The 17,339-nt window shown below is 52.9% G+C and carries 18 protein-coding genes; 11 read left to right on the top strand and 7 right to left on the bottom strand.

The window, feature by feature from the left end; translation table 11 throughout:
- Nucleotides 1–61: 61 nt before the first annotated feature.
- The 3 genes from BZG82_RS02935 (at nt 62) to BZG82_RS02925 (ending at nt 4,563) form a co-directional block, all read left to right on the top strand.
- On the top strand, nt 62–1,183 hold the full coding sequence (locus tag BZG82_RS02935) for a mechanosensitive ion channel family protein (RefSeq protein ID WP_108742949.1): 1,122 nt from the start codon (nt 62–64) through the stop codon (nt 1,181–1,183).
- 76 nt (nt 1,184–1,259) lie between these two features.
- Entirely contained in the window at nt 1,260–2,444 is a 1,185-nt protein-coding gene (locus tag BZG82_RS02930) for an NAD(P)/FAD-dependent oxidoreductase (protein ID WP_077765129.1), read from the top strand.
- Nucleotides 2,445–2,682: 238 nt separating this feature from the next.
- Nucleotides 2,683–4,563, top strand: a complete 1,881-nt coding sequence (locus BZG82_RS02925) for a methyl-accepting chemotaxis protein (RefSeq protein ID WP_077765128.1) — start codon at nt 2,683–2,685, stop codon at nt 4,561–4,563.
- A gap of 57 nt (nt 4,564–4,620) precedes the next feature.
- Here BZG82_RS02925 and BZG82_RS02920 read toward each other — a convergent pair whose 3' ends face one another.
- Both BZG82_RS02920 and BZG82_RS02915 read right to left on the bottom strand, forming a co-directional pair.
- Nucleotides 4,621–5,313: a tRNA-uridine aminocarboxypropyltransferase gene (locus BZG82_RS02920; RefSeq protein WP_077765127.1), complete on the bottom strand. Its 693-nt coding sequence runs from the start codon at nt 5,311–5,313 to the stop codon at nt 4,621–4,623.
- 55 nt (nt 5,314–5,368) lie between these two features.
- Nucleotides 5,369–6,400 carry a hypothetical protein gene (locus tag BZG82_RS02915; protein WP_077765126.1) on the bottom strand — a complete coding sequence of 344 codons (1,032 nt, stop codon included), beginning with the start codon at nt 6,398–6,400 and terminating at the stop codon, nt 5,369–5,371.
- Between the two features lie 99 nt (nt 6,401–6,499).
- Between BZG82_RS02915 and BZG82_RS02910 the strand changes: the two genes are divergently transcribed.
- The gene (locus BZG82_RS02910) at nt 6,500–6,970 is read left to right on the top strand and encodes an EVE domain-containing protein (protein ID WP_077663356.1); all 471 of its coding nucleotides are present in this window, start codon (nt 6,500–6,502) and stop codon (nt 6,968–6,970) included.
- Nucleotides 6,971–7,000: 30 nt separating this feature from the next.
- On the opposite strand, the gene BZG82_RS02905 is transcribed toward BZG82_RS02910, so the two are convergent.
- The 3 genes from BZG82_RS02905 to BZG82_RS02895 all read right to left on the bottom strand — a co-directional run bounded on the left by BZG82_RS02905 (nt 7,001) and on the right by BZG82_RS02895 (nt 10,661).
- On the bottom strand, nt 7,001–7,810 hold the full coding sequence (locus BZG82_RS02905; protein WP_077663355.1) for a Cof-type HAD-IIB family hydrolase: 810 nt from the start codon (nt 7,808–7,810) through the stop codon (nt 7,001–7,003).
- A gap of 103 nt (nt 7,811–7,913) precedes the next feature.
- Entirely contained in the window at nt 7,914–8,933 is a 1,020-nt protein-coding gene (locus BZG82_RS02900; RefSeq protein ID WP_158011463.1) for an alpha/beta fold hydrolase, read from the bottom strand.
- Between the two features lie 129 nt (nt 8,934–9,062).
- Nucleotides 9,063–10,661 (bottom strand): AbgT family transporter, encoded by a 1,599-nt coding sequence (locus BZG82_RS02895; RefSeq protein WP_077677971.1) that lies wholly within the window; start codon nt 10,659–10,661, stop codon nt 9,063–9,065.
- Between the two features lie 252 nt (nt 10,662–10,913).
- Between BZG82_RS02895 and BZG82_RS02890 the strand changes: the two genes are divergently transcribed.
- The 4 genes from BZG82_RS02890 (at nt 10,914) to BZG82_RS02875 (ending at nt 13,492) form a co-directional block, all read left to right on the top strand.
- A complete protein-coding gene (locus BZG82_RS02890; RefSeq protein ID WP_077765125.1) occupies nt 10,914–11,924 on the top strand; it encodes an acyltransferase in 1,011 nt (336 codons plus the stop codon).
- 133 nt (nt 11,925–12,057) lie between these two features.
- Nucleotides 12,058–12,417, top strand: a complete 360-nt coding sequence (locus BZG82_RS02885; RefSeq protein ID WP_077481786.1) for a DUF4145 domain-containing protein — start codon at nt 12,058–12,060, stop codon at nt 12,415–12,417.
- 133 nt (nt 12,418–12,550) lie between these two features.
- Nucleotides 12,551–13,180 carry a lysoplasmalogenase gene (locus tag BZG82_RS02880; protein WP_077454998.1) on the top strand — a complete coding sequence of 210 codons (630 nt, stop codon included), beginning with the start codon at nt 12,551–12,553 and terminating at the stop codon, nt 13,178–13,180.
- Between the two features lie 9 nt (nt 13,181–13,189).
- Complete coding sequence (locus BZG82_RS02875) at nt 13,190–13,492, top strand: putative signal transducing protein (protein WP_077481784.1); 303 nt, start codon at nt 13,190–13,192, stop codon at nt 13,490–13,492.
- Nucleotide 13,493: 1 nt separating this feature from the next.
- On the opposite strand, the gene BZG82_RS02870 is transcribed toward BZG82_RS02875, so the two are convergent.
- Complete coding sequence (locus BZG82_RS02870; RefSeq protein ID WP_069590257.1) at nt 13,494–13,760, bottom strand: DUF1145 domain-containing protein; 267 nt, start codon at nt 13,758–13,760, stop codon at nt 13,494–13,496.
- Nucleotides 13,757–14,368: a 16S rRNA (guanine(966)-N(2))-methyltransferase RsmD gene (gene rsmD / locus BZG82_RS02865; RefSeq protein WP_077481782.1), complete on the bottom strand. Its 612-nt coding sequence runs from the start codon at nt 14,366–14,368 to the stop codon at nt 13,757–13,759. The genes BZG82_RS02870 and rsmD overlap by 4 nt, the downstream gene beginning before the upstream one ends.
- Nucleotides 14,369–14,455: 87 nt before the next feature.
- On the opposite strand from rsmD, the gene ftsY reads away from it, so the two are divergent.
- Genes ftsY through ftsX form a run of 3 tightly spaced genes read left to right on the top strand, consistent with a single transcriptional unit; the run spans nt 14,456 to nt 17,314 of the window.
- On the top strand, nt 14,456–15,706 hold the full coding sequence (gene ftsY / locus BZG82_RS02860) for a signal recognition particle-docking protein FtsY (RefSeq protein ID WP_077765124.1): 1,251 nt from the start codon (nt 14,456–14,458) through the stop codon (nt 15,704–15,706).
- A 2-nt stretch (nt 15,707–15,708) separates the two neighbouring features.
- On the top strand, nt 15,709–16,377 hold the full coding sequence (ftsE, locus tag BZG82_RS02855) for a cell division ATP-binding protein FtsE (protein ID WP_069589049.1): 669 nt from the start codon (nt 15,709–15,711) through the stop codon (nt 16,375–16,377).
- Nucleotides 16,295–17,314: a permease-like cell division protein FtsX gene (gene ftsX, locus BZG82_RS02850; RefSeq protein WP_443216475.1), complete on the top strand. Its 1,020-nt coding sequence runs from the start codon at nt 16,295–16,297 to the stop codon at nt 17,312–17,314. The genes ftsE and ftsX overlap by 83 nt, the downstream gene beginning before the upstream one ends.
- Nucleotides 17,315–17,339: the final 25 nt, after the last annotated feature.

Genomic DNA, 17,339 nt, shown 5'->3' with positions numbered 1-17,339 from the left:
GTCAGCATTTTTTTTGTTAGGCTGACAACATTCTGAGTAAAAACCGTCTGTTGAGGAAAGCATGCAAAGCCTGATTGACTGGTGGCAGACCCTACATCAAGCCGCCGCGTGGGAATGGATTTCCGATGTGGTCACTTTAACTGGTTTTAGTGCTATCGCGTGGGCGATTTGGCATGTACTGGTGGGGCGACTCAAAGCGCTGGCGGAAAAGACCATTACCCGCTGGGACGATATTATTTGGCCGGCTATCGATACACCGCTAAGTGTGCTGATTTGGCTATGGCCTGCCTCGCACTCCATTGAAATTATCATCGATAATACCGCTGGCGATGTCTCGCTCAGTTGGCTCACCTTGGTGCAAGACTTGGTGGTGGTGTGGGTGGTCATTTGGATTTTGCTGCGCTTGGTCAACAGCGGTGAAGAAGTCATGATTGAAACCGGCAATCGTGATCACACCACCATCAACACCATGGGCAATATACTGCGTGCGCTGTTTGTGTGCGTGGGGATTATTTCTTTGCTGCAAAGCCTCGGGGTCAGTGTTTCTGGCCTACTGACCGTTGGTGGGGTCGGGGGTTTAATTGTTGGTTTTGCCGCCAAGGACTTACTGTCGAACTTCTTTGGTGGGGTGATGATTTACTTTGATCGCCCATTTAAAGTGGGCGACTGGGTACGCTCTCCCGATCGCAATATTGAGGGCACGGTGGAAAAAATTGGTATTCGCATGACGGTGGTGCGCACCTTTGATTTGCGCCCTTTATACGTTCCCAATTCGGTATTCAGTAACGTGGTGGTCGAGAACCCCTCGCGGATGCTCAACCGCCGCATCTATGAAACCATCGGACTACGTTACCAAGACGCCGATAAAATCAGCGCGGTGATTGACGATGTGTATGCCATGCTTGAAGCCCACCCAGACATTGAAACACGACAAACCTTGATTGTGAACTTCAATAGCTTTGGCCCACATTCGCTCGATTTCTTTATTTACACCTTCACCAAAACGGTGAACTGGCAACGTTATCACCGCGTGAAGCAGGATGTACTGCTGCAAGTGATTGGTATTATTCATCAGCACGGTGCGGATATTGCCTTCCCAACTCGTACGCTGCATATGGATCCAAGCCTGATGGCGCAGGGCGCCGATGCCATGGTGCCACCGCCCGAAGCGCAGGCGCGTTAAATCGCGCTTGCCGCTCACGTGCGGGCTGCTACAATGCCGCTCCCACAGGGTGAGCAGAGAATAAACAGGTAAGCGTGTGACTGAGTATGATGTAATTGTGATTGGTGCCGGTGCGGCAGGATTGATGTGTGCGGCACAAGCAGGCCAACGTGGCCGCCGTGTTTTGGTGGTGGATCATGCCAAAAAACCGGGCCGCAAGATCCTGATCTCAGGCGGCGGACGCTGCAATTTCACCAACTATGATGTCACCGCGAGTAACTTCCTGTGTGAAAACCCGCACTTCGTCAAATCCGCATTGGCACAATACAGCCAATGGGACTTTATTGGTCTGGTGGCCACCCATGGTGTGGCCTATCACGAGCGTGACCACGGCCAGCTGTTTTGTGATGACAGCGCCAAGGATATCGTTAACCTGCTCTTGGCCGAATGCGACCAAGCCACCATCAGTCAACGCTATCGCTGTGAAGTGCATGATATCGAAAAAGAAGAAGCCGGCTTTCGCCTTAAACTCAATGGCGAGCCGGTGCGCTGCCAGTCGTTGGTGGTTGCCACGGGCGGCCTTTCGATGCCCAAGCTCGGCGCCACCCCCTTTGGTTATCAGCTTGCCGAACAATTTGGCTTAAAAGTGCTGCCCACCCGCGCCGCCTTGGTGCCGTATACCTTGCACCAAGAAGACAAAACCCGCTTTGCTGATATTTCCGGGGTGTCGGTGCCATGTTCGATCACCACCGAATCGGGGGTGTGTTTTACCGAGAACCTGCTCTTTACCCACCGCGGCTTATCGGGACCGGCGGTGTTGCAAACCTCCTCGTTTTGGCAGCCGGGCGAAGCGGTCACTATCGATTTACTCCCCAGTGAGTCACTAAAAGAGGTGCTGGTGGCGATGCGTGATAAGCACCCCAACCAAACCTTAAAAACCTCACTGTCTCGCCTATTCCCCAAACGCCTGGTCGAGGTCTTGATTGCGCGCGATAGCTTGCCAGATAAACCGCTCAAGCAGCTCGATGACAAACAGCTCGATCAGCTTCATCACTACTTTCACCAGTGGTCCATTGCCCCAAACGGCACCGAAGGTTACCGCACCGCAGAAGTGACGCTTGGCGGGGTGGATACCCACGCAATTTCCTCGAAAACCCTTGAAGCGCGAGATATTCCCGGCCTGTATTTTATCGGTGAAGTGCTAGATGTCACCGGCTGGCTCGGCGGCTATAACTTCCAATGGGCCTGGAGCTCCGGCTGGGTAGCCGGACAGTATGTGTGATCTTGATTCTAAGTGCTCTCTAGTTGACTGTTTTTTAACTTAAAAATAGCAATCCTGTCTCAGTGTTGATACATTAGCGCGCTTGCCATGTCGGATAAAAATCATCCGGCGCTGTGAACCCGCGATGCGCTGGATGGGCTCGCGGTACCCTAGGGACGGGGTGACGGCTGTTCACTATTGCTACCTCGGTTATCGGGGAGTTTGGAATTAACCTGTCGTTGCTTTGAGAGCCGTTCCCATGCAGTTATCACTAAAACAAAAATTAATTGGGGCATGCTTATCTGCTGTATTGCTGATGGCCGCCTTTCTCACCTGGCTTGCTGTAAGCCAAATTCAAGCCCAAACCCAGTCGAGCATCTATAGCCGCGTCAGTGGTATCGCCGATGCAGCGACTGAATCGATCAGCGGTTGGGTGCAAATCCGTGCCGATATCACCAGTGCCTTTACCGATTACACCAGCAGTAGCCATCGTGTGAGCTATTTGCAGCAAGCGCGTGAGGCCGGTGGGTTTGACGATATCTACTTTGGCACCCCAAAAGGCGCCATGTATCGTTCGCGTCCTGAGCGCAACCGCGATGATTATGACCCTCGCGTCCGTCCGTGGTACAAGCAAGCCGTGAGCGCAGGTAGCCCGATTATTACCACCGCATACAGTGATGCGATTACTGGTGCGATGTTGGTGACCTTGGCCGAGCCGGTGCGTCGTAATGGCGAATTAATCGGTGTGGTGGGCGCAGATGTGTTGATTGACCAGCTGATCCGTGACGTGACCCAATTAAAAGTGGGCAAAAATGCGAACGCGATGCTGCTAGGTGCTGATGGCACTTTTCTCGCTCACAAAGACAAAGCGCGCCTGCTAAAACCGTATCGCAGCTTGTCTCCTGAGCTGAATGAAAACCGCGTGCGTCAGGCGTTGGCACAGCAATCGCTGGTGGAACTGCCTGTCGATGGCGTTGATAAACTGTTTTATTTTGCCTCGGTTCCTAACACCGATTGGGTACTGGCGGTTGAGCTGGATAAGCGCACTGAATACGCCAGCCAGCGTGATACCTTGTTCGACCTGATGCTGACCGCGGTAGTGATCACTTTGCTGGTGGCCGGTGCCGTGACGTGGTTGATGCACGTGTTGTTCCGTGACTTGCTCAATGTATCCGCCGCGCTAGAAGAAATTGCCTCCGGTGAAGGGGACTTAACCCAGCGCCTTGAGCCACACAGTAATGATGAAATTGGCAAACTTGCCAACAACTTCAACCGCTTTGTCGGCAACATGCACACTATGGTGTCGCATTTGCGCCAGCTGTCTGGCTCGCTCAAGCAACAAGCCGAGCTAACCGCAGCACAAGCAGAAGAGCGCTCCACCCGGATTGGTCATCAGCAAGATGAAATCAATATGGTGGCGACCGCTATCCATGAAATGGCCTCGGCGACCCAAGATATTGCCGGTAATGCCGATAACACCGCGCGCACCGCCCAAGAGACCGAAAGCGTCGCCAACGATGGCGGCCAGCAAGTGGAGCAAAGTAAGCACTCGATCACCGAGCTTGCCCGTGAAGTAGAAGCGGCGACCGGTGTGATTGGTGAGCTGGATCAGCATGCGCACAGTATCACCAGCATCTTGTCGACCATTCAAGAAGTGGCTGAGCAAACCAATCTGCTGGCATTGAATGCCGCGATTGAAGCCGCACGCGCCGGAGAGCATGGCCGTGGCTTTGCGGTGGTAGCCGATGAGGTACGGATATTGAGCCAGCGTACCCATGCCTCAACCACCGAAATTCAGCAGATGATTGATACCTTGCAGCAGGCAACCGGTCGCGCGGTGACCATGATGCAAGACAGCCAGCAGCGTGCTCATGCCAGTGTGGAAGATGCTAGCGCGGCGAACGAAAGCTTGAGCCAGATTGTCGCGGCGGTGAGCCAAATTAGCGATATGGCTACCCAAATTGCCTCGGCAGCGGAAGAGCAATCGAGCGTCACCGCGGAGATCACCCGTAACTCAGAGGGCATTCGCGATGTGTCTAATGAGCTATCGACCGAGGCGGATGAAGCCGCGCGTCAAGCCGCGACGTTATCCGAGCTTTCTCATAGCCTCGAGCAAGAGATCAGCCGCTTTAAGCTGTAACCCATAAACGACGTAAACGCCGGGCATGGCAGCGCGCTGTGCTCGGCGTTTTTTTGTTCACGCGTTTGACGTCAGCATCTTGGGGGCGGGGAGCGGTGTAGTGTGATGGTGGCGATCGGCCTCGTAGCTCTCCATAAAGTGGACAAGAAAATGGTCCAGCTGCGTGGCGGTGTTCACGTCGCCTTGGCTTCGTAGTAATGCACTCACCGCTTCACTGGTACACAGGTGTCCCGGTGGCTGGTTGCGCCTGAGCGTATATTGCGAGGCGGCTGTCGACGGCAAACTGACCCGTGGCAGACCATTGAGCCACGGGCTTTTATTGAGCATTTTTCGCGCCTGCTGCCAAGTGGCATCCAGCACCACAAACTGTAACGGCGCGCGAGGTGCATTGGTGGCGGATAACGTCTCCGTGCAAGAAGCTGACCTATCCGCGCAAGAGACAGACCGAACCGCGTCAGCAAATAGCCTATCTGCCGGGATAGCATCATCACTGGGAAACAACAACCAAGGTGATACATCACCGCGCGCCCAGCTGTCGAGCAAGGCTTGCGGTGGTTGTTTGCGTTGCCAAATCTCTATCTGAGTGTGGGGCAGCGCCGCTTTAACCAGTTTGCCGGTGTTGGATTGGCGCGCCGCTTCGTTTTCGTGCATCACTAGCACGCATTGCAATTGGCTTTCTAGCGGCCAATAGCAGTGACAGATACAGTGATAGGTAAAACCGCACTGGCGGCAGGGCGAACGGGCCATCATTGTCTCCTTTGTTAACAGCGCGCTATTGTGCGCAAGCCCAGCCACGAATGCCAGGTTATTGTTGGCTGCTGTCTGGGTTCCTCACTTGGCGTTTAAGTGTTAACCCCTTTGTACCCAAAGGATACGTGTTGCCATTAAAGGTTTCCTCGGAGGCGGTGAGGGTAAACCCGTTACGTGTATATATGCGCTCAGACACCACCATTTGCTCACCACTGCGGGTGGTGAGCACTTGGACTTGATTCTCCCCGACTGGCTGCCAAATCCCGGTTTCTTTAGTCACCGTTTCCCCTTGCGGGTGGTAGGTGGTGATGGCGCTATGATCAGGCAGCAAGGTAAGCTGTGTGGTTAAAACCGGCTGACCGGGACTTTGACTTTGCCCTTGATATTCGCCCGCCCAATGCTGCGAGTGATCATACGAGGGCAGCAGAGCACAGCCTTGGTAGGTGCGTTGGGACGTTTTCAGGGTCGCGCGCCAACCGTACAAGGTGGTATCACTTTGCTGGCAGCCAGTTGCGGTTAGCGTTAATGCGGCATTGCGCGCACGGAAATGGGCGGTGGTGTCATCCATCTGCTTTCCTGTCAGCGGCACCTCTTGGCTATCCCCGTCGCTTTCCCATGCCATATTATGTTCGCCAACGGCGGCAGACCACATGCGTGGTGATTGCCCGTCCGCTAAGACGGCATGGCGGGGTTGCGCGCAGCTATTGAGTTCGGTAGTGACTAGATTGATACGCGTCATGGTGACTGACGCAGGATAGTCCGCGCTAAATCCACGGCTTGCCACTGGGGTAAAGAAGCCTTCAAATTCACCATACACAGGCCCACCCAGCTGATCGAGTGCCGTGCGTTGCTCATGGCTTAAGTTCAGCCAGTATTGCTTTTGACTGCCACAGGGTGTGAAGCTGGCCGTTTCAGGGCTGACAGAGACCATACCACTGAGCATAAACGGAGTCGGTGTATGGCTGAGCCCCGAGTCTAGCATGTCACTGCGATGACCCAGTTCAACAGGGCCTTTCGATGAGGTACAGCCGACTAACGTGAGTAGGCTAGCGGTAGCGATCACCAGTAAACGATGGGGACGTTGCACACGACACTCCTTGTGAATAGTGGGCTCGTGCCAGACTTGCACCGACACACACTGACGGGCAAGATTGCCGACAACTGCATCGAATGAGAGTGAGCCAACATGGGTTATTGGTTATTTAAAACAGAGCCAGATACGTTTTCGATAGACACCTTAAAGCAGCAAAAGGTTTCATGCTGGGAAGGGGTGCGCAATTATCAAGCGCGTAATATGTTGCGTGATGAGGTTAAGGTAGGCGATCAGGTGTTGATTTACCATTCCTCTTGTAAGCATGTTGGAGTGGCTGGTGTGGCGACCGTGACTCGCGAGTGTTATCCCGACCATACCCAATTTGAGCCAGAAAGTGGCTACTTCGACCCTAAAGCCACCCTAGAAGCCCCGCGTTGGTTTATGGTGGATGTGGCGTATCAGCGTCATTTACCGTTGATTACGCTGGCGCAGATGAAGCAAAACCCTGCGCTGGCTGAGATGCCGTTGGTGAAAAAAGGTAACCGGCTGAGTGTGATGCCGGTTACCGCAGCGCAATGGCAGGCCATTCTGACGATGGCGGGGGAGTCGTGCATCGTCAGATGACATCCTTGGCTCACACTGTGAGCCAACCGCTTAGGATTGTGGTGCGAGCAGGTGCGCGTTTAAGTAGCGCGCGACTGCCTCATCGGCGTGGCTGCCAATAATCGCGTTGTCCGACAAGGTGGCTTTGACGCGCGCTTGTGCGGTAGCCATCACCAAGCCGCGACCGGCGGCGCGCAGCATCTCGACATCGTTCATGCCATCGCCAAACGCGATACAGTCGGCCAGATTGAGCTGATGACGACGCGCGACTTCCTCGAGTGCGGCGCCTTTGGATACCCCATTGCCCATCACTTCCAAGCAGAAGGGAGTCGAGAAAGCGATACTGATGCTATCGCCGTATTGCGACAAAAACTGATGCTCATATTTGAGTAAGTGGTCGTGATCATGACGAATAAAGAAAATCTTCGCGATGTTATCGACCGGTGGGTTGTCCACATCAAACTCCTTAGCGTTAAAGCCAGAGTCTTGGTGATAACGCGCGAGTTCTTCATCCATTTTGCTCAACAGCCAATCATTATCGCGATACAGGTGAATGGTGACGGTTGGATCGTGCTTCACCTCGTTAATCAGGCTTGCGACGATCGCGGGATCAACGTTGTGCTGATACACCAGCTGGTCATTGCTGTCGTGTACACGGGCACCGTTAGAAGTGATCATGTAAGCAGGGATCCCCACGGTTTCACGAATGCTTGCCACATCAACATGATGACGTCCGGTGGCGAACACAAAGTGAATGCCTTGCTGGTGGAGTTGTTGCAGCACCTGCTTGGTATAGGGGGCGATACGGTGCTCGGGGGTTAGCAAGGTACCGTCCAAATCAGAAGCGACGAGTTTGTACATCATGTCCTCATTGGTTCAGGCGATCATAATCACAGTATGCTCTGAGTGTACTGCAACTTATTGGGGTTAAAAAGGGAACAGTATCACTGTCTTTTTTCCGCTTTTACTCGCCAACATAGCGCGAGAAAAAGGCATCAATCTCACGCAGTGCTGTGACTCTGTGATTATCCGTTTCGAATAAAATTTCATGCCGAGCACCGTCGAACGTTCGCCATTGGCTGGGTTGACCGGCTTGTTTACGTACGGCGTGAAATTGCGACATCGCAGGGTTAGAAACGATCAACTCTTCGCCCGCTTGGCAGATAAACGTCGGGGTGGTCAGCGAGGGAGCAAGGGCCAGACAGCGCGTCCCCGCGGCTAATCCTTCCGCTATCCAACGCGCGCTGGGCCCACCGATTTGTAGCTGTGGCTGGTTGATATAAAGCTGGCGAAACCACGCATAACGGGCACGAGAATGCGTGAGGCGATTTTGCTCAAAGGGTACGTGGCGATAGCCGACTTGGCCGGGACCAAAGCGTGGAGGATGTTGATAGCGCGCTAAGGAGCGACATAGCCAAGGGGCGATACGCCCAAGCCAAGGGCTAACTTGCACACCAAACATGGGGGCCGTCAGGGCGATAGCTTGCACAGCCCCCGGATACTGGTGAGCGTATAGGGTGGCAATTGCCCCGCCCATTGAATGGCCGAGCATAAACCAATCATCATAATGACGGTGGGCACGGACTTGTTGCATAAATGTCGCCACATCCGCGACATAATCATCAAAGCGTTCGACATGGCCCAGATCGCGTGGCTTTAAGACCAAGCGTTGAGACAAGCCTTGGCCGCGGTGGTCAAAGCTGTAGACGTCATAGCCCATCTGAAAGAGATCGTAGAAGATCTCTTGGTATTTCATCACGCTTTCAATCCGGCCATTAATCACCACCACCGCTTTGGTGTGTTTTGGGTGAGTAAAACTGCACCAATGCAGTCTTAGGCCGCCTTCGCCATGAAATGTGCCCTGTTCGCGCTGTTGCCAAAAGGGGGTAATGGCGTCTTTAAAGGCATCGGTAAATTGGGCTTCCCGCGCCATTGCGTCAGGGTCAAAGGCCGCCGGTTTGTCGGCATGAGCTGGGGTTGTCATTGTCATTGGTTACCATCGCTGTGATAAAGCTACTATAACCGCCTTCGGGTAGGGATGAAAATGACGGGATAATGAAAAGAAAAAGGCAAGCATGACTGCATGCTTGCCGAAACCATCCCGCTGGGGGAATTACTGATTGAAGTTGTAATAAGTTTCTGCGCCGGGGCCGACAGGCAAACCTAGCACGAAAACCCATACGTAGAATAGGATGCTCCATCCCACCATAAAGATCATCGAATAAGGCAACATGGTGGCAATCAAGGTGCCTATGCCAAGGTTTTTCACATAGCGACACGCCACCGCCAGAATCAGGCCAAAGTAGCTCATCATCGGGGTAATGATGTTGGTGACGGAGTCGCCAATCCGATACGCCGCTTGAATCGTCTCTGGGGCATAACCGACCAGCATCAACATAGGTACAAAGATGGGGGCGGTGATGGCCCACTGCGCCGATGCCGAGCCGACCGAGAGGTTAATCAGGCCACACATCAAGATGAAGGCAAAGAATAATGCTGGCCCGGTTAAACCGATGGTTTGCAAAAAGTCAGCGCCGCCGACCGCAATCACTTGGCCAAAATTGGTCCACTTAAAGAAGGCGACAAACTGGGCGGCGAAAAACACCAATACGATGTACATGCCCATAGCGCTCATCGACTTAGACATTGAATCAATCACGTCGCGATCGTTATTGATGGTGCCGACGGTACGGCCAAACACAATACCGGGAACGGCAAAGAACACCATAATAAAGGCAACAATGCCTTTCAAAAACGGCGAGCCTGCCACTTCATTGGTCTCGGGGTGACGCAGTGGTCCCCACTCAGGGACGATGGTGAGCGCTAAAATGCCGCTGACAATCAGCACCGCAATCCCGGCATTACGAAGACCGCGTTTCTCGTCATCATTTAGCTTGCTCGCGGAGGCGGCGGCGACATCTTCAGAGGCTTGGTCGTGGTCATACTGGCCCAGCTTAGGCTCGACAATCTTATCGGTGATCCACGCACCGACAAAGGCGATAAAGAAGGTGGAGACAAACATGAAGTACCAGTTCATCTCTGGGCCGACACTGTAGTCTGGGTCAATCATTTGCGCGGCTGACTCGGTGATCCCAGACAATAAAGGGTCGACAGTTCCCAACAACAAGTTCGCCGAGTAACCGCCGGATACCCCGGCAAACGCGGCGGCAAGGCCAGCCAATGGATGACGACCTAATGAGTGGAAGATCATCGCCGCAAGTGGGATCAGAACGACATAACCCAACTCTGAAGCCGTATTCGAGATAATACCGGCAAACACGATGGTAAAGGTCACGGTACGGCGCGACGCGCCCATTACCAAGCCGCGCATCGAGGCTGACAATAGTCCCGAATGCTCTGCGACCGATACACCGAGCATGGCCACCAGTACGGTGCCGAGTGGGGCAAAGCCAGTAAAGTTTTTCACCAAGTTGGTGACTATCATTTGCAAGCCTTCGGCGTTTAGTAGGCTTTGCACATAAATCATGCCATCGGCGGCACGTCCTTTCGCGCCCTCAGGGCGAGGGTCGGCGACGGCAAGATCAAAGTAACCGGCAATACCGGACGCGAGAAGAATCGCGACACAGAAGATTGCGAACAGTGTCACTGGGTGAGGAAGCAAGTTGCCGAGCCATTCGACGGTATCGAGAAAGCGCGTAAACAGCGTGCGCTTTTGCGGCCCACCTTGTTGCTCAGTGGTACTTGAGTGCATGTCATCGTCTCCTTGGTTGAACTGCATTTTCCCGTCTCTGGGAAAAGGAGGCCGGATGTTAATTGTTTTTTTAACTAGATTGCAAGATTAAACACTAATTTTTAACTCAATAAACCGATCCGTGTACTGGTTTTATGGATAAAAACTGACATATTTGACTGTATCTTTGCGCAGTTGTCGGTTATCTCACCGTAAGTTCGCGTAATATGTTGGGAGCGTCTGACAGCCTGAAACGTAAAAAGGTGTTAACAAATGCAGGATGATTCTTCCCAAGGGCATATCGACTATCTCGATGGATTACGTGTGCTGGCCGCCCTGTTTGTGGTGGCGATTCATGTATTGGGCCCCTATCGTATGGAGCTGGGTCAAATTCCAGACAGCGATTGGCTGATTGCGGTAGGACTCAATACCGTCAGCCGCTGGGCGGTACCGGTGTTTATCATGATCTCGGGCTTGCTGCTGTTGTCGGCGAGTAAACCCTTTAATTGGTCACACTTTTTGCGTCGGCGGGTGATGAAAGTCGTGGTGCCTTTTGTGGTGTGGTCTGCCATGTTTGCGGTGATTTCGGGCCTTTCAGCGCAAGGCTTTTCGCTGGCTACCACGCTCTCGACCCTACAAGAGGCGCCATGGCACGAAACCTATTACCACTTGGGCTTTTTCTATTACTACATTCCGTTGCTGCTTTGGGTGCCGGTGTTACGGCCGATATTAGCTCGTTTGCCGTCTACAGCCATCGCACTGGTCGGCTTGCTGTGGATTGGCGTGACGGCTTGGTATTTAGCCGGAGGACAAGGCTGGTGGCGCAACGATTTCATCTTGTATGGCGGCTATTTATGGCTAGGTTTTTGGTTGCACCAATACCCGCGTGCTCGGGTGTTGTGGTGGGGTTTGGGCGTGGCGGCATTGGGCGCAACCATGTATCAGGTTTTAGCGACCAGCCTTGCCCACCAACGCTATATCACCCAAGGTTGGCTGTCATACACCACGGTGAATACCGTTTTAATCAGCGCTGCAGTATTTCTGGCTGTGCGTGCGTTGATGGCGGGACGGGCAAGCCCGGCATGGCTGGCGCAACTTAGTCGCTATAGCTTGGGCATTTACCTTATCCACCCTTTGTTTTTGTGGCCAATACGTACTTATTGGCCCACGTTATCGCCGGCGTGGTGGTGGATCCCAGTGCTTACTCTGTATGCCTTTAGTGGCGCCGCTTTGGTCACAGCGTGGCTGCAGCGTCACCGAGCCACCGCTTGGCTGGTTCCTTGATGGGCGGCCAATCGGTCAGACGTATAGGGCCAATCCATTGGTCAAGATCGCAATCGTGATAGACCCGCCATCCAATCGACACAAAAACCGCCATACTGTATAAACTGGTGAGTGACCAGCGAAGGGAGAAACCATGGATGAAGTAGCAGTGGTGATCAAACACAGTCGGCGTTTAGAAAGCCTGCTGCGTCAGCATTACCACGCGGATGGAAAAGGCTTGCATCAGCTTGTCGATAGTTGCCAAAAACGTTTGCCCAATGATGTGATCGGCAAGCTGCGTTTTGTGGCGACGATCCGCAACAAAGTGGTGCATGAAGAAGGTTTTGAAGTGGACGACTTACGCCAATTCGTGTCCGTGTGCAAAGCGTGTGAAGCGGAGCTGGTCCCGCGCAGTCATCGTTTGATTTGGCGGCTGGCTGCCGGTCTTATCTTTCTCTTTACCGCCGGCGCGCTTTGGTTTTACGCACAAGTGTGGCCTCAGTGGAGCGGCTAACACCAAAGGCGAATGTGATTGCCCTTTCTTGTCGTCATTTTTTCTAACTGGATCTTGTTCTCACCAAGGGTAGCTGGACATCTGCCCAACGCGGCATAGACTTGGCGTCCTTGTCGTGAAAGGAATGATAATCATGTGGAGCTGGTTCGCTGTCTGTTGTTCTGGACTGCTACATATCTCCGCAGCCTACCGTGGTCCTCGCTGGCAGTTTTATCTGTTTAAGCCGCTCACTATAGTGCTGCTGGTACTGATTGGCAGTACCCAGATTACCGAGTCGACTTACGCTCAGCTCGTGCTCTCGGCGCTGCTGCTTTCGCTGGTCGGTGATATCTTCTTAATGCTGCCCAAAGATAGGTTTGTGCAGGGGCTCACCAGCTTTTTGTTTGCCCATATCGTCTATACCGTCGCGTTCTGGTATCAGTTCGATGGCCATATTGTGTGGTGGTTGCCGTCCTTGCTGTCCGGACTCGGGATCATTGTCTTTTTGTTATTACTGCCCAGTCTCGGCAAGTTAGCGTTGCCAGTTGCCGTTTATATTGCGGTGATCGTACAAATGGCATGGGCGGCCGGCGAGTATTGGCTCAATACCCACTCGACGCCCGCAGCATTGGCATTTGGTGGGGCCATTTTATTTATGATCTCAGATACGGTGTTGGCGTTTTCACGCTTTAAAGGTGAGTTTCGTGCTTCTCAGGCAGTAGTAATGACAACCTACTTTATGGCTCAAGCTCTGATCACTGCATCAGTGATTTACGCATCGTGAGGCGACGGGGTGGAAAAGGTCTATCAAGCCAGTAATACACTTGAAGCACACAGCCTGAAGGGGTTGCTGGCGAGCCACAATATCGATTGTGTGCTAAAAGGTGAGGCCTTAAGCGCGGCGGTCGGTGAACTGCCGACCGATGTGCAAGGCGTCACGCTTTGGGTAGCACCAGAGCATACCCATCAAGCGCGCGTGTTACTCCAAGAATACGAAGCACAAAGCCAGACACGCTGGGTGTGTGGCTATTGTGGTGAGGATAATGCGGGCAGTTTTGAGTTGTGCTGGCAATGCCAACACAACCGTGATGACTAGCTCAGACCATATATTTTCGACGAATATCGAGCAGCGCGAAAATACCAAAAATCAAAATGGACCACTTCTCCCAACGCGTCATCGCAATTTTATCGCCAAACGCGCCTAAGAAGATCAGCATCTGCAATCCATGCATCACCAATAAAAAGCCAGTCATAATATACAGCGCCATCGCGGCCACGCCCGGGAAGGGGTGAAACATATTGGCAATCAATACCAGCCATACAAAGGCGATGGCAGCTTTAGCCAGAATAATCAGTGCTTTCATGCATCCTCTCTAAAATACAGTCGATAATTGACTTGGCCCGCGGATTTATCTCGGTGCAACCGCCAATTAGCCGGTGCATCGTGCGTGCTGAGTTCATTCTCGGCTTCGACATAAATACAGGCATCGGGTGACAGCCAACCTTGCGATTCTAGCGCATTCAGAGTGTCTGCCAGTAATCCTTCTCGAAAGGGAGGATCAACAAAGACGATATCAAACGGTTCACCCTGATGGCCTGCGCGCAATTTGGCTAAGGCGTCGCCTTGTACCACATTCGCCTGCGCTGCCTGTAACTGGGTGAGGTTGGTGCTCAGCTGTTTGGCCGCTTGAGGATTCATTTCGCAAAATGTGACCCATGCAGCACCGCGTGAGAGAGCTTCAAACCCCAACCCGCCGCTACCGGCAAAAACATCCAAGCAGCGGGCACCAGGCAGATAGGGGGCTAACCAGTTAAACACCGTTTCTTTGACTCTGTCTGTGGTGGGGCGCAGACCTTGCGCATCCTGTACTGCCAACTTACGGCCACGCCAGCGGCCAGCAATAATTCTCACAGTACCTGCCGCACGTGATGGCGAAGCAGATGAAGGTTTCCGGGAGGCGCGTTTAACCATAGATTTTTTGACCGTAAAGAAGGTGATAGACTATGCCGATTCGGTAATGTGCCGCTGATTGTACCAAGCATGCTTTAGGATTTGCCAATGGCAGAAAAAAAGAAACGTGGATTAATGTCGTGGCTGGGTTTCGGCCGCAAAAAAGAACAGCCAGAACCAGAACAAGAATCGCATACTCAGCCGTCAGACGTGGCGGAAGACGTGGCGGAAGACGCGGTGGAGTCAGCCACATCGGTTGATAGCCTCAATGAACAGGCTGCATCACAAAATGAACAAGAAAGCCTTGCGCCTGAGGTAGAAAGCGACACGCATACCGTGCCAGAGCCAGAGCCAGAGCCAGAGCCAGAGCCAGAGCCAGAGCCAGAGCCAGACTCACACTCACAATCTACTGCGATTCGCGAGCGGGAAAAACCGCAGCGCGAAGGCTTTTTTGCCCGCCTAAAACGTGGCTTACAAAAAACCAAGACCAACTTAGGGTCTGGGTTCTTTGGCCTATTTAGTGGCAAAAAGATCGATGATGAACTGTTCGAAGAGCTTGAAGAACAGTTGCTGATTGCCGATGTGGGTATGGAAGCAACCACCAAAATCATTGATAACCTGACCGATAAAGCTAGCCGTCGCGATCTGAAAGATGGGGAAGCCCTGTATGGCATTCTCAAACAAGAAATGGCGCAGATGCTGGAAAAAGTTGAACAGCCGCTGGTGATTAGCGATCAAAAGCCTTATGTGATCTTAATGGTTGGCGTGAACGGGGTGGGCAAAACCACCACCATTGGTAAGATGGCGCGTCAATTCCAAGACCAAGGCAAATCGGTGATGCTAGCTGCTGGTGACACCTTCCGCGCTGCGGCTGTCGAGCAGCTTCAGGCTTGGGGCGAGCGTAATCACGTACCTGTGATTGCCCAGCACACCGGTGCTGACAGTGCCTCTGTGCTTTATGATGCGATTGAAGCGGCGAAAGCCCGTAATGTGGATGTGGTGATTGCCGACACCGCGGGACGCTTGCAAAACAAAGCCAACTTGATGGAAGAGCTGCGTAAAATTGTGCGTGTAATGCAAAAACTGGATGTTGGCGCGCCGCATGAAGTGATGCTGACCCTTGATGCTGGCACCGGACAAAACGCGATCAGCCAAGCGAAACTGTTTAATGACATTGCGCCGCTAACCGGTATTACCCTCACAAAATTGGACGGGACCGCCAAAGGTGGCGTCATTTTTGCCGTGGCTGAACAATTTAATATTCCCATCCGCTATATTGGGGTAGGCGAAGGCATTGAGGATCTTCGCACCTTCAATGCCAATGACTTTATCGAGGCCTTATTTAGCCGGGAGGAGTAACCGTGATCCAGTTTCAGCAGGTCAGTAAAGCCTATCGAGGCGGCCGCCAAGCACTGCAAAAAGTGAATTTTGACTTGCCTAAGGGTGATATGGCGCTGCTTACCGGCCACTCTGGCGCGGGCAAGAGCACCTTGCTGAAGCTGATTTGTGCCATTGAGCGGCCCAGTGATGGGCAGATTTTTTTCAATGGTCATGATATTTCTCGGATCCCTCGTCAAGATGTTCCCTTTTTGCGCCGTCATTTAGGGATCATCTTTCAAGATCACAAGCTATTGATGGACGCGACTGTGTATGAAAACGTCGCGCTCCCTTTGCGCATTGAGCAACAGTCTGACAACGAGATCAAAAAACGGGTTTCGGCGGCGCTGGATAAAGTCGGCTTACTGGATAAAGCGCGTTGTTATCCTATTCAGTTGTCAGGGGGTGAACAGCAACGTGTCGGCATTGCCCGTGCGGTGGTGAACCGTCCCCAAGTGCTGCTGGCCGATGAGCCAACCGGTAATTTGGATGCTGCATTATCGGCGCAAATCATGGAGCTATTTCGTTTGTTCAACCAAGTGGGCGTCACCATTTTAATGGCAACCCATGATACGTCTTTGCTTGAACAATATCGCCATTTGCGCCGTTTTGAACTCAACCAAGGCAGCTTGGCGGAGGTACGTCATGGCTGAAGGCTTTGTACAAACCCAGCGCCGACACGCCCGCGCAGCATGGCAAGATCTCTTTCAACGCCCGGTCGGGAATTTGCTCACCTTGACGGTACTGGCCGTGGCCCTGTCTTTGCCAGTCACTTTCTACTTACTGGCTAAAAACGTCTTGGCAGTGACCGACCAATGGCACAACCCAGCGGAGTTGAGTGTCTATCTTGATAAAGCGCAGACCGAGGCACAATCGCAAGCCCTTGCTAGCGATATTCGCGGTTGGTCTGATGTGGCCAGTGTGACCTATATTTCGCCCTCACAAGGGCTCGATACTTTGCGTGTCCAACGTGGCTTTGAGCAGGCCGTTAGCTTGCTCGACAACAACCCACTTCCGGCGGTGTTAGTGGTCGTGCCGCGCGTTGATGTGTCTGCCTCTGACAGCGGAACACAGGTTGCGCTCAGCCAAGTGGCGCAAGGGTTATTGGCGAAGCTCACTGCATTGGATGGTGTCGAAGAGGTACGTCTCGACAGCGATTGGCTAGCCAGACTGGAAGCGATCAAGCACATCGCTATCACCTTGGCTTGGTTGTTCTCGGGACTGATGCTGGCAGCGGTGCTGCTAGTGGTCGGCAATACCCTGAGGTTACAGGTGCTCCATCATCAATCCCGTATTCAAGTGATGAAGATGGTGGGGGCAACCGACAGCTTTATTTTGCGTCCCTATCTCTACATGGGCGCTTGGTTAGGCGGATTGGCGGCGGTGTTGGCATGGGTGATTACCGCATTAAATACGTTTTTAATGGATGCAGCAGTCAGTCAATTGGCACAGCTTTATGACAATCACTTTACGCTCACCGGACTTGGTTGGGATGAATCTTTGCTATTGTTGATGGTGTCCACCTTATTAGGGGTGTTGGCCGCGGTGTTGGCGACACGTCGTCATCTAAAAGAAATTGAACCTGTGTAGACTTATTGCGGTCATAGAGCACGAG

This window comes from Salinivibrio sp. PR5 (assembly GCF_001996085.1).
GTDB classification, from domain to species: Bacteria; Pseudomonadota; Gammaproteobacteria; order Enterobacterales; family Vibrionaceae; genus Salinivibrio; species Salinivibrio proteolyticus.
Note: the sequence above shows the minus strand (reverse complement) of the source record. Positions and strands in the feature narration are given on the sequence as shown.